The organism is Paenibacillus xylanexedens (assembly GCF_001908275.1).
GTDB lineage: Bacteria > Bacillota > Bacilli > Paenibacillales > Paenibacillaceae > Paenibacillus > Paenibacillus xylanexedens_A.
Genome location: NZ_CP018620.1, coordinates 3,253,256 through 3,266,869 on the forward strand (window position 1 = coordinate 3,253,256; position 13,614 = coordinate 3,266,869).

At 45.0% G+C, this 13,614-nt stretch carries 10 protein-coding genes and 1 pseudogene; 9 read left to right on the forward strand and 2 right to left on the reverse strand.

From position 1 onward, the window contains the following. Window positions 1–5: 5 nt before the first annotated feature. The 3 genes from BS614_RS14555 to BS614_RS14565 all read left to right on the forward strand — a co-directional run bounded on the left by BS614_RS14555 (window position 6) and on the right by BS614_RS14565 (window position 1,946). Window positions 6–479 (forward strand): RbsD/FucU family protein, encoded by a 474-nt coding sequence (locus BS614_RS14555; RefSeq protein ID WP_074094514.1) that lies wholly within the window; start codon window positions 6–8, stop codon window positions 477–479. 268 nt (window positions 480–747) lie between these two features. Then, entirely contained in the window at window positions 748–1,248 is a 501-nt protein-coding gene (locus tag BS614_RS14560; RefSeq protein WP_074096844.1) for a GNAT family N-acetyltransferase, read from the forward strand. A gap of 77 nt (window positions 1,249–1,325) precedes the next feature. Continuing rightward, a complete protein-coding gene (locus BS614_RS14565) occupies window positions 1,326–1,946 on the forward strand; it encodes a TraX family protein (RefSeq protein ID WP_244898319.1) in 621 nt (206 codons plus the stop codon). Between the two features lie 115 nt (window positions 1,947–2,061). Here BS614_RS14565 and BS614_RS14570 read toward each other — a convergent pair whose 3' ends face one another. After that, a complete protein-coding gene (locus BS614_RS14570) occupies window positions 2,062–5,736 on the reverse strand; it encodes a non-ribosomal peptide synthetase family protein (protein ID WP_074096846.1) in 3,675 nt (1,224 codons plus the stop codon). A gap of 79 nt (window positions 5,737–5,815) precedes the next feature. Beyond that, on the reverse strand, window positions 5,816–7,558 hold the full coding sequence (locus BS614_RS14575) for a methyl-accepting chemotaxis protein (RefSeq protein ID WP_074096847.1): 1,743 nt from the start codon (window positions 7,556–7,558) through the stop codon (window positions 5,816–5,818). A 510-nt stretch (window positions 7,559–8,068) separates the two neighbouring features. Here BS614_RS14575 and rpiA point away from each other — a divergent pair. The 6 genes and pseudogenes from rpiA (at window position 8,069) to BS614_RS14605 (ending at window position 13,575) form a co-directional block, all read left to right on the forward strand. After that, window positions 8,069–8,739, forward strand: a pseudogene (gene rpiA, locus BS614_RS14580) (ribose-5-phosphate isomerase RpiA). Between the two features lie 106 nt (window positions 8,740–8,845). Then, a complete protein-coding gene (locus BS614_RS14585; RefSeq protein WP_342351894.1) occupies window positions 8,846–9,364 on the forward strand; it encodes a GNAT family N-acetyltransferase in 519 nt (172 codons plus the stop codon). A gap of 15 nt (window positions 9,365–9,379) precedes the next feature. After that, window positions 9,380–9,841, forward strand: coding sequence for a MarR family winged helix-turn-helix transcriptional regulator (locus BS614_RS14590; protein WP_017689273.1), 462 nt, complete (start codon window positions 9,380–9,382; stop codon window positions 9,839–9,841). A gap of 236 nt (window positions 9,842–10,077) precedes the next feature. Next, entirely contained in the window at window positions 10,078–10,872 is a 795-nt protein-coding gene (locus BS614_RS14595) for a cobalamin B12-binding domain-containing protein (protein WP_074094515.1), read from the forward strand. A gap of 15 nt (window positions 10,873–10,887) precedes the next feature. Further along, window positions 10,888–12,585: an ATP-binding protein gene (locus tag BS614_RS14600; RefSeq protein WP_074094516.1), complete on the forward strand. Its 1,698-nt coding sequence runs from the start codon at window positions 10,888–10,890 to the stop codon at window positions 12,583–12,585. A 36-nt stretch (window positions 12,586–12,621) separates the two neighbouring features. Beyond that, entirely contained in the window at window positions 12,622–13,575 is a 954-nt protein-coding gene (locus BS614_RS14605) for an alpha/beta hydrolase (protein WP_074094517.1), read from the forward strand. Window positions 13,576–13,614: the final 39 nt, after the last annotated feature.

The following is a 13,614-nucleotide window of genomic DNA, read 5'->3' on the forward strand; positions in this document are numbered from 1 at the left end:
TGTGTATGCTAAAGAATATACCCGCAATAATACCTCCAGAGTTACTCAAAATCATGTCCGAAATGGGTCATGGAGACGAGTTGGTTCTGGCGGATGGCAATTTCCCCGCAGCCAGTCATGCCAAGCGACTGGTACGCTGTGATGCACTGGGAGTCGTTGAACTGCTGGATGCCATCCTGCAATTATATCCACTGGATACCTATGCTGAGCGTCCCGCTGCTGTCATGCAGGTTGTGAAAGGGGATCAGGTGATCCCGATCATATGGGAAGACTATCGCCGGTTGATTGAAGAATACGAAGGCATTACGGATGCTTTTGATCATGAAGAGCGATTTGATTTTTATAAACGTGCTTCGAATGCCTATGTGATTGTTGCAACTGGTGAGCGAGCGCAATACGCCAATCTGATTTTGAAAAAAGGCGTCATTTTCCCCGATACTGATCCTGGTCAGGAACAGCAGAATGCTGAATCGAACTGAATAATTACGGCGACGGAGCAGTGGATGCTTTGGTCGTCTTTTTTATTTTTGCCAATACGAAGTAAATATAACAAAACGTACAGAATTGGTATGGACTAGATAAGCAAGATGCAATCTGGAAGCGCGCACGAACGAATGTCAGCTCACAGCTCAAGATACTACAAACTTTGATGCAGATGATGAATGGGGAAAAGGAAAGGACTGTTTTACAATTGAAAGAAATACAACGGAGGAGACGATGCTCTCCATCCCAGAGGAGTTGAGTGAAATGCAGCACAGAATCAGACAAGCAGGTCTTCCTGATAGTAACGAAGTGGGACGTTTGTTCAATGAGTACAGGATGTTCTACAACCAAAATGCTGACATTGAGGCAGCACGTCAGTATATTAGAGAACGAATGGAACGCCATGAATCGGTGATTTTGGTAGTAGAAACAGATGCGGAAAGTGATCATGGGACAGATGTAAGTAACGGTATGTCACTCTCGAGTGGCTTAATTTGCACCGGATTCGTTCAACTGTATCCCAGTTTCAGTTCGGTATCGATGGGGCCTGTCTGGGTACTTAATGATCTATATGTGCATCCGGATTATCGTCAGCAAGGCATTGCCAGGAAGCTCTTGCAAGCAGCCAAGCAATTGGCATCTGAGCGAGGAGTTCTTCGTATATCACTCTCAACTGAGTTAAGTAACAAACAAGCGCAAGCTTTATATGAATCCGAAGGATATGCACAGGATACCAAATTCATGTATTATGAACTTAATGTATAAGAGGTTGCTCAAAAAGACGCACTATATGAATGAATGGCACACTCGTGTCGTCGGCAACAAGGGAGGGGAGTCGCAACATGATGCAGTGGATTGCCATGATCACGATGTTAATTGATCATATAGGGGCTGTCTTTTTTCCACATATTATAGAGTTGAGGATCATAGGCCGTATCGCTTTTCCAATCTATGCTTTTGCAGTGTATGTCGGTTATAAACATACACGAGACGTACAAAAATACATATGGCGGCTGTTCTGGATCGCGATCATATCACAGGTGCCGTTCATGGCTGCGTTTAATCATTATTCTCTGAACGTGGTATGGACATTGTGGTCAGCCCTGTTGGTATTATTCGTTATTGATAAATTGAAATCCAAACTACTGGCGATTCCGATTGTAATTGGAGCAGGTTGGTTCATGGAAATTAGCCAAATGGATTACGGGATGTACGGGTTGTTATTGGTTCTGTTATTCCGCTATTTCCAGGGTCCTGTACTTGTCGTGGCACATGTCTTGTTAAATGCACTATATCTTCTGCTGCATAACAGCTCTGTGCAAATGTATAGTGTGCTGGCAACCGCCGGCATTGCTATTGCTCAGTATTACCAAGCGGGATTCCGTATGAAGGGGCCACGTTGGGTCTGGCGCTATTTCTATCCAGCTCATCTTGCCATCATTGCAATTATCCGATGGGTCTAAAAGAATGATCCAAAAATGCAAAGTGAAGAAGCCATCTTATCGTCAGTGAATGACGATAAGATGGCTTCTCTTCGTGCGACCTTATTTATTAATAAATGCTGATGATTGAGTGAACTTACTCCATTGCTGTAGAAGTGCCGTTATGGCGCCGGATTGCAGACGGGAAATATCCAATCTGAACGGCGTAGTCCAACATGGCGGAGATGAAGCGATCATCTGTTCTCGCACATGAGATACCGGCAGGTTCCACATAAGCCGTTGTGACAGGGCAGGCATAGACATATGCTGAATCCTTCGCACCGTCGCCTTCAAGCTGTGCAATAGCCAACTGAAGAGCTTCCGGCTCTTTGCTAATGCTCGCATCGAACAACCAACGTGTGTAATCCGCGAAAGGTAGTGTTTCGACTTCGTAACCAGCCCGATTCACAGAACGGATCAGCTCATCATAACGGATGGGCTCCGGATTACAGATGTGGAATACACGACCGGCGGTATCCTGACGTAAGGCCAGATGAACGATAGCTTCACTTGCATAGTTGATCGGTGTAAAATCAACCATCCAGTCAGCCGCAGGAGCCTTGCCAAGCAATAACATCGCTTTGATCATACGATAGAAGGCGTTGCTATCAATATTGGACTGGAAGCGTCCAGTTTCGGAGTGGCAAGTGAGATTACCGGCACGATAGATGCTGACAGGTACACCTTCCTCGGCGGCAATCATGAGCACTTTCTCGGCTTCAAGCTTGCTGTCCGAATACAGGTTGTCCACATGCAAGTCAGCCGGGAAACGATCATATTGCAGGGAAGATTCCCATTGTCCGCTGAGTGCCAGGTCTTCCGGAATCCCCATCGTGGATACGTGGTGGAAGGAGGCCCCAGGTTTGCTGCGAATCAAGTCTAGCAATGCGACCGTTCCTTCCACGTTTGTTTTGGCGAACTGATCGGCATCTCCGAAATGACGTACGTCTGCAGCGCAGTGGATGACACGGTCAATTCGATCCTGAACATAAGCCCTTTGTTCAGCAGACAGACTGAGATTAGGTTGTTCGAGATCCCCTTCAATAATCTCCACGCGAGTGGAGAGTTGGTCAGTCAGTTGTTTGCCGAAATAACCTTCCAGCACGTTAGTCAAACGTTCCATTGCAGTTATTCCATTGGAGGGTCGACGAACAAGGGTGTAGATTCGTGTACTGGAATTCAGAATTAACTGTTGCAGCACATGAGAGCCCAGATAACCAGTTGCTCCGGTCAGTAACACATGCTCAGGTTCACGAATGAGAGGATACCCCAATTGGGATGTTAGCTCCACAGGGTGTTCGGATAATTGTGTAATCATGCCTTCGGTCATCACTGAATCCGTAACTTCTGCAGCACTAAGAGACAATACTTCCACACGACGAGCGAGAGCGCGGACTGTTTTCTCGGCAAAGAAGTCGGCAATTTTCAGCTGCGGATAATGTGGCTTCAGAATGACCAGTACATGAATGACCCGGAGTGAATCACCACCGATATTGAAAAAGCTGTCTTCGACACCGAAGTCATCGTGCTGAAGGATTTCTTTCCATGCGTCCAGGATAATGGATTCCGTCTCCGTCTCAGGCATGACCCGGTCAGGGCGATCTTCATGTCGTTCCACATGAGGCAGGGATACCATCGCTTTGCGATTGATTTTCCCAGTTGGTGCAATCGGCATTTCATCCAGCTGACAGATCCACTTTGGTACAAAATAAGAAGGAAGTTTCTCCGTCAGTTCTGCCTTGATGTCCGAAACAGAGAGGGTACTGCCATCTTTCGATGTAAAGTAACCAACCAGCATATTTTGTCCATCGGATTCTTTCTTCGGAATGACAGCAACGTTCTGGATCTGATCAAGCCGTGCAAAGTGATCTTCAATCTCCCCGATCTCAATCCGGTGACCACGAATTTTTAGCTGTGAGTCACTGCGACCAACATATTCCAGCAAACCGGTATCCAGCAATTTGGCAATATCGCCAGACTTGTAGATTTTCTCACCTATCGCAAACGGGTTCTCAATGAATGCTTGCTCAGTACGTTCTGGCTGATTCAGATAACCTTTGGCCAGTGCTGGGGTAGCAATATATACCTCACCAGGTACACCTGCCGGACAGAGCTGTTGTTCTTCATTCACAATGTATACTTTGTAGTTATGAATTGGTTTACCGATAGGGATGTTCACCACATGTTCGGGAACCTGCTCACTGATGCGGTGAGTAGTTGTGGCTACCGTACATTCGGTAGGTCCGTACACATTAACAATATCAATCTGGTTTCCGAATTTGCGCTGGAAGGCACGAACCTGTTCACCATATAACGCTTCTCCGGCTACAGTTATGATTCTGACTTTGGCCAGCTTGTGGAAACCTTCATCGGATAAGTAGGAAGCAAGCTGATTGAAGAAAATCGTAGGCAGTATCGTAATGATGGTTGTTCCTGTCCGTTCAATTGCACTTGCAAATTCTTCAACGGATACACGTTCTTCCGCAGACAACAGATATAATTCTGCTCCATAGAACAAGGCGCCAATGGTATCCCACACGGATGCATCAAAGCTGTATGTAGCAAACTGGGTTAATACATCACCTGGTTGAATGTCACAATCACGCTGAACCACACTGCCAAGATTGGTTACACCCCGGTGGGCAATCAGTGCACCTTTGGGTTTACCGGTCGACCCTGACGTGTAGATAATATACGCAAGATCATCCGGCTGAATATCCAGATTGGGGTTACTTGCTGCAAATCCGGCTAAACGACCATCCACAGCGAGAATCTGGCGGACCGTAGCTATACTGGAGAACAAGCTGGAAGCTTGGGCATAAGAAGCCTCCGTTGTCAGCACGAATGAGGACGCCGTATCTTCCACGATATAACTGTTACGTTCTTGTGGGTGCTCAGGATCGATCGGAACATATGCACCACCTGCCTTCAGAATACCAAGCAGGGAGATGATCGTCTCCAGACTTCGATCCATAAAGATACTGACGAATTCACCTTTCTGCAATCCATTGGATAATAGAACACGTGCAACCTGATTAGCTCGTTCATTCAATTCCCTGTACGTATAACTTTTGGATGGCGATGTTATCGCTGGTGAATCCGGATATGCCGCTGCCGTTGCTTCGAACCAGCCATGAACTGTTTGATTCTCTGGTTCGAGAACAGAAGTATCATTCATTTCACGGTAAAGCAATCGATCTGAGGCGGAAAGAATATCTACCGTACCGATTGCTTTCTCACCGTCACGCACAAGGGCGAGTAGAAGAGTCTGATAATATTCTGCATATCTCAGCACGGTAGACTCTTTTAACAGTGAACTATCATAGAACAGATCGAGGATGAGCATGTTCTGATCATCTCGAACGTTCCAATTTAATATTTGAGGAGCTTGAGGCAACTGTACACTATTCAGCATAAAAAACGATTCAGGGTATCCACCGTTTTGCAACGTGTATTCAATCTTGAGCTGCTCTGAAACCTGATGACATAGTTGGCTGAAGGTCAATTTCCCCTGAATCTGTAATGAAAGATAGGAAGCTGCCTGATCGGGGGAAAGTATACCTATGGCAAGTTCCTGTTCAGCTGACAATCGGAATAACAAGGCTGCATAAGCTGAGAGTAGTACCGGGTACACCATCTGTTCTCCATACTTCTGTTTAAGTTCACGGCTCAGAGAAGCATGTAATGTGATTTGAGCAGACTGATAAGAGAATGATTGTTGACGTCGCCCAAAATCCAGTGGAATCTGCAGAACTGGCAAGCTAGATTCCATGGAATGGGAAGAAGATGGTTGGTTTTCAATCACTTCAGTTATTCCTCCTTGGTTCAAACCGAATGTTTGTGGATTCGAATTATTGTTTGCTTACATTGAAATGAGAGATCAATTCTTGGAGTTCCTCAGACATGCTGTTAAGGCGTGTGGAGGAGTCTACCAGTGTAATCAAAGATGCTTTTTGCTCATCAACAGATGAGGAAATTTGTTCACTGCTGTTTGCTGTCTTACTTACGCTTGAAGACAAGTCGTCTGCTGTAGCGGTCATTTCCTCCGTACCCGCAGAGATTTCTTCCGTCGCGCTTGATACTTCCTGAATCTGATTAGATACTTTTTTCGCTGCTTCTAAAATATCTTCGAACAGTTGTCCTGTTTGATCGGCTACGCTGAGTCCTGTATCTACTTCTGACGTACCTTGTTCCATTGCACGCACAGCTTGTTTAATTCCAGCTTGAATCTCTTGGATCAATACGCCAACCTGGCTGGTTGCTTGTTCAGACTGCTCGGCAAGTTTGCGTACTTCACCTGCAACAACTGCAAATCCTCTTCCTTCTTCACCAACACGAGCCGCTTCAATGGAAGCATTAAGAGCAAGCAAGTTAGTCTGGCTGGAGATACCCGAGATGATATTGAGAATATCGCCAATTTCCTGTGAACGACTCTCCAGAACCTCAATGGCAGAAGCGGTATTCTTAACCGATTCCGTAATCAGATTCATCTGTTCAGATACCTGACGGACAACGCTGTTACCTTGTTGCGAACGACGTTCCATCTCATAGGCTTCATCCGCTACACTTGCCGAGCTGCTGGCAATCGTCTGGATTACGGTAGCCATCTCGGACATGGCACGTGCACTATCCCGGGTTGCCTGTTCCTGTGAACGAATGTTGGAAGTGATCTGAGTTACATTATTATTGATAGAATCTGCATTCTCACTGTTGCGCTCGGAAACTTCATATAGCTCTTTGGCAGACTGATTTACTTCTTGTGACGTGATTTGCACTTTAACGATAGTATCGTTGATTTTGCGAACCATGGTGTTGAACTTCTCGTTAACGAGTCCCAGATCGTCTTTGCCTGTCGGAATGTTGACATTCAAATTACCCCGACTTACGTCATCAATTCCTTTGATCAAGTGACGGATAGGGGAAAGTGTGTTTTTAACTACAAGGTATTGGATAATCAGGAATAATAGCAAGAAGGCCACAAGGATGATAATTCCGTTTTTGAGCAAGGAGTTTAGTCCTGCGGGTACGGCTGATGCATCTGCATCAACGGCAAAATATGAGAAAATCTTTCCGTTGCTGTCTTTGATTGGATATGCAATGGTTGTCCATGTTCCGAAATCATCGGAATAAAATGTTGTGAATGTTGGGCGATCCGTATTAAGCATTTCTTTCAATGCATTGGCTACAACGACCGGCTGCTCATACATGTCACCAATATTTACGTTCTCACTTTGAAAAGCCTCTCTTAGATTGGTCGGCATGGCTACAAGGGAAGTTAATCTCTTGTTATCGCCACCGAGCTCAACACCGAAGATGTAGGCCTGTGCAATGTTAGGATAATATTCTTGCATCTCATCGAAATACGCTCGTAATTTCGTTTGTGCTGCTCCATCATAGCTACCTTCCGCAATAGCAGCTTGTACCTCGGCAGGATTGATATCTTCAGCCCACTTTTTGGTGATTTGTTCCACCTGTCCATGCAGCTGATCAACAAGAACTGTTTTCTGAAAATAGTAACTGCTTGCGATAAGTGCTACCCCGATGATAACGATATTAGTAAATGAGAGTAACAAATTTTTGGAGAAAAACGACATGCTTTTCCAACTTAATGATTTCACTAAACTCCACTCCTGATCTTCTTTAAATTAAGAAACTTTAGGGTTGCATTGGTACAGTGAACTAGATCATTCCGTGATCCCCTCCAAAGGAAATTTATGCGACCATGGTCTTGGTTTATCAGTCGCTTTCGTAGAGACTTATGTACCGTATGAACCATAGGTGTCTAATTATTAAAACACATCTATAATTAATATGTCGTATAAAATGTCGTTAAATTGAATAGTATCGTTAAATTTTTTTTAATATTTTACGTATTTATGGACATATCAGATGGTTTATAGGTATTTAGAACTGTTTATTTTAAAATTTCCCATTTTTTAGCTTCATTCTGTATTCTATAACATGGTGGGTAAAAATACATCCTTCAACAAAACAAAAATATGATGGTAAAGATGCAACAGAAGGCACGGATATACATCGGAAGCGGTTTTATCTATAATAACTACATATGCATTTCTCAAATTATGAGCAGCGGGGGTTTATAGATGAATCTTAAACAGATAGCAGCAGAGCGTGCGGCAGAATATGTTGAAGATGGAATGAAGGTTGGATTGGGTACAGGTTCAACAGCTTATTATGCCATCTGCCGAATCGGTGAGCGGGTACGTGATGGATTGAACATTCAAGCGGTTGCCACTTCAGAGGCTTCGGACAAGCTTGCCCGTGAATGGGGGATTCCCATCGTCCCATTTGACCAGATTGGACGTCTGGATCTGACCATTGATGGCGCTGATGAAGTAGATCCCGAATTTAACCTGATTAAAGGGGGGGAGGGGCTCTTTTGCGTGAGAAAATCGTGGCGGCCAATAGTGACAAATTGATTATTGTAGCGGATGGCAGCAAAGCCGTACAAAAGTTGGGGAAATTCCCGCTTCCAGTTGAGGTGGTTCCATTTGCTTCTGAGTGGACCTTCCAGGCGCTCGAACAATTGGGGTGTCAACCACAGTGGCGGATGGATGGACAGCAACGTTATCTGACAGACAACGGAAACCTGATAGCGGATTGCCACTTGGAGGCGATTGATCACGCTGCGGACCTTAATGTTCAATTGAACATGTTACCAGGTGTTGTTGATAACGGACTATTTGTGGATATGGCTAGTACAGTCATTCTTGCCAATGCGGACGGCAGTATCGAAGAGCTTCATCGTTCTTAATATGGAGGAGGGTGCTTTTCATCGTATGAAAGAACTGCCAATCGTTGATGGTGAACTTGTACTCAGGTGTGTGGAGAAACAGGATCTGAAAGAACTCTACGAATAGATCTACAGTGATGACGTATCTGAATGGAAGCAATGGGATGCACCCTATTACCCACTTAAACACGAAAGTTATGAAAGTTTTGAACAAGGTATGCTCAAACGTATGGACGTAGATCCAGGCGATTCCAAACCCGTATCAATCCGTATTATTGAATCCGACAGACAAATTGTGGGTACAATCAGCTATTACATAGAAGATGAGTTATCCATGTGGCTGGAAATAGGGATTGTAATATACAGATCTGTCCAGTGGGGACGCGGGGTTGGCACACGCTCACTTGTCATGTGGTCAAGTCATTTGTTCGAACAGATGCCTTTGGTTCGGGTTGGATTGACTACTTGGTCTGGTAATGAACGTATGATGCGTGCGGCTGTGAAAGCCGGATTACAGGTAGAGGAGCGAATGCGGAAGTGTCGTATCGTTCGCGGGCAGTACTATGATTCAATTCGTATGGGGATGCTCCGTGAGGAGTGGGAGCAGAAGCTTGCCCCTCATACGAGCCGAAATGTAAACAACTGATGGAGGATTATTGAAATGCTGAACACGGAGGACAACCGGGAACTGTCTTTACAATTATTCGTGGTTCTTGTTCGGGCCTACAATTCTGTGACCTCACGTTCCAATCGGGACATCCAGAGTCACGGACTGAATACGACAGAATTTGGTGTGCTTGATTTGTTATATCATAAGGGACCACAGGCATTGCAAAAGATTGGTGAAAAGGTGTTAATGTCCAGTGGTAATATTACGTATGTTGTAGATAAGTTGCAAAATAAAAATCTGCTGTTTCGTCGACCATCCAAGGAAGATCGGCGTGTCATTTACGCTGAGTTAACCGAGGAAGGAAGAGAATTGTTCACACAGATATTTCCTCAACACCATCAGGTCATCATTGATGCTTTGGAAGGACTTGACCCTTCCGAGAAAGTAGATGCGATTAAGATGTTGAAGAAGCTGGGACTGGCGGCAGAAGGGAAAACTGACTTGCGTTCATAACGCAGGTCAGTTTTTTTGTGGAACTCGAAAAGTACAGGTATATACTGGCTGACTGACTTGCAAGGCCCTCCATAATATAGGAAGATTGTTCTATATATTCATCGTGTGTAAAACATGATCATCGAAAGCTCATGTATAATGGAACAGAACGATTAAGAGCGGAATGGATGGATTGGATCAAGTAGAAGGTATCACCAGAAGACCTGGCGATTAATCTCAATCTGATCAAAGAGACATTGGAAGAAGAATTTGACCATCCGTCAAAGGCACTTCTGCTCGAGTATCTGGAGATGGGAATATATAGAACAACACATATGGAGTCACAGGCGGGTTACATCAACGAATCCATGCCATATGCAGATGCCGCGCAATCGTACTTGCAGTGTTTGCTTGAGAATAAACGGAAAGAAGCCTTCGAGATCATTGAAGCCCTGTTAGAAGCTGGAGTGACGATTCGTGATATTTATCGATATATCTTTCAGCCCACCCAATATGAAATTGGACGATTGTGGCAATGCCATCGTATCAGTGTGGGGCAAGAACACTTTTGTACGGCAGCGACCCAGTCATTCATATCACGTCTTTATTCTCGCTGGCTGATTCATACGGGTCAGGATAAAAAACTAGTGGCTACCTGTGTAGGCAGTGAACAACATGAGATCGGACTGCGTATGCTCACAGATGTGTTCGAGATGGAAGGTTGGGATACGCACTATCTGGGAGCCAATGTTCCCAATGGAAGTGTAATAGAGGCTATAGAGCGGCATCAGGGCGATGTTGTTGCGATTTCAGTTACGATGACGTATCACCTTCATCTGGCCAAAGAGTTGATTCATCTGATCCGTCATCATCCGGCAACGGCACATGTGAAGATTATGGTGGGGGGATATCCCTTTAATATTGATCAGGAGTTGTGGAAAACGATAGGAGCTGACGGTTATGCTCCAGGAGCCGATGAAGCGGTAGCGGTTGCAGAACAATTACTGTCTCAGCCAGCTACATGTAATTATCTTGATATGGTTAGGGATTAGGAGAGGGATGTTGTGATGTCTAATGAGAGCGGAGAGCTACAGAGGCTACGCAGAACGATTGAGCAGTTATCAGATCAGATGATCCGGAGTAAAGAGCAAGAGGAACGGACACTTACGGAATTCTCGGAAATGAATAATGAACTGGTGACACTCCAGCGTCTGCTTGCAAAGAACAATAACAGTCTTGAAGCTGCACGTCAGCAAGCAGTAGATGCAGGTGATTCAAAAATCGCATTTATTGCCGGCATCAGTCATGATTTTCGTACGCCATTAAATGGCATATTGGGAATGGCTGAGATGCTGAAGCTGTCTCCATTGTCTGAAGAACAGGAGAATTCCGTTTCCGTTATACAGGATGCTGCCAAACTGCTGCTTAAGCTGATTCAGGATCTTCTGGATCTGTCCAAACTTGAGGCGGGTCAGATGCGACTTGAACTGGGAGAAGTGGATCTGCAAGAGACGATAAACTATATTGTTCGTTTGCTCGAACCCCAAGTCAGAAAGAACGGAAATCAGTTATCGATAGACTGTGACCCCAGAATCTCTACTCTTCTTGAAGGGGATTCAACGAGGATTACACAGATACTGATCAATCTAATTCAGAATGCGAACAAATTCACATCAGAAGGTACGGTGCGGATACGAGTCGCCCTTATGAAAGATGATGAGATTACACAAATGATCCGATTTGAAGTCGAAGACACGGGCATTGGTATCTCGGAAGAAGATCAGAACCAGTTATTTCAACCCTACGTGCAGACTGAACGAGGACGCTCAAGTGAGTATGGAGGAACGGGCCTTGGATTATCGATCTGCAAGTCGCTCGTTACACTGATGGAAGGTCAGATTGGAGTAGACAGTCAGGAGGGTGAAGGATCAACATTCTGGTTCGAACTTACACTTGGTAAGAAAGACGGTAACCAGTCTGTTGCTTCCGCTCAAGAGCATCAGGGGCAGGATATGGATGATGAAGCTCCTTCTGTATCTGTATTGCTGGCCGACGATAATGTCATCAACCGGCAGCTTGTTATGTTGCAGCTCAAAAAACTGGGGATAACCCAAGTGGACGCTGTAGTGAATGGGGAAGAGGCAATAGCTGCTTTTCTCAGCAAAAAATACAGTTTGATTTTCATGGATTATATGATGCCAGTGATGGACGGTTTGGAGGCAACATGCAAAATCCGCTCGATAGAAATGGATGAAATGCGCCATACCACACCAATCATTGCAATGACAGGTAATGTCATGCAGGGAGAGAAAGACAAGTGTATGGAAGCCGGGATGAATGACTTTATTGGCAAACCCTTCACGCTGGAAATTCTGAGTAAGATGATCGAGAAGTGGCAGCAATCGTCCGAACCGACCGAGGTACTAAATATGAGCATCGTACATGAGATTGCGGAATTAAACACCGATGGCGATCGTACACTCCTTGGTATGTTGTTGGACATGTATCGTACCGATACACCTGGCAAAATTGAGGCGCTGCGCAGACATATTGTGTCCGGTGACCATGTTGCTGCAACCGAGGTAGCCCATGATCTGAAATCAGGGAGTTTGAGCCTGGGGATTCGTTATTTATCAACGTTGTTTGCTCAGATAGAGCAGTTCGCGAAGGAAGGTCAATCACGGAAAGCAGAACCTTTGCTGGATGCTTTGTTACCCGCCTATCAAGCAGCATGTGCAGCACTGCAACGAGTAAGTAAAGATTGAACATATCTTAATGAGGAAAGAGGGTAGGGCTCGTTCATGTTATTCTATGTACTTGCAGCACTGGTACTGATCTTTATTGCTCTTCTGTGGGCAGGAGGGCTTTATTTTTTCAAAACGGCCATTCGCCGTACACCAAAAACGTTTTTGGTAGATAATCCAAATCTGATGCCTGAACCGGACAATGAAATCATTAGCAGTGCTTCTGACCTGAAGTGGCTGGATGCTCAGCCTACAGAAGAGATATCTCTTCAATCACATGATGGATTAAAACTGTATGGTACATGGTTCGGTTCCAATAAGGGGTCAGATCAGACGGTTATTCTGGCACATGGTTATTCGGGTAGAGGCAGAGAAATGGCTGGATTTGCCCGGTTTTATGCGGAAAAGCACGGTTATAACGTACTCATGCCAGATGATCGAGGTCATGGACAGAGTGAAGGTGATATCATCGGTTTTGGCTGGTTAGATCGGAAGGATTATGTCCAGTGGACCAACTGGGTGCTTGAAAAAGTGGGTACACAAGGAGAAATCATATTGCACGGCATATCCATGGGAGGAGCAACCGTACTGATGACAGGTGGTGAAGCCCTGCCGATTCAGGTTAAAGCGATTGTCTCTGATTGTGCGTATACATCCGTGGAAGAAGAACTGACGTTCCAGTTAAAGCAATTATACAAGCTACCTGCATTTCCGTTTATACCTGTCACAAGTCTGATCTCCCGGTGGAAAGCAGGGTATTCCTTTAGAGAGGCTTCGGCTCTCAAGCAGCTTGCCAAAGTTAACGTTCCCGTGTTATTCATCCACGGTGAGGCTGATATGTTTGTACCAACGGAAATGGTGTACAGGTTGTATGAAGCTTGCCCAACCGAAAAGGAACTGCTGACCGTCCCCCGTGCGGGTCATGGTACAGCGTTTCAAGTCGATCGCACCGGATATGAGGCGGCGCTGGAATCCTTTATGAAGAAAAATCTGTCACCTGCTTTTAATTGATTTTTTTGTGACAATCTGGGTATTAAGTAGAAGATGCAA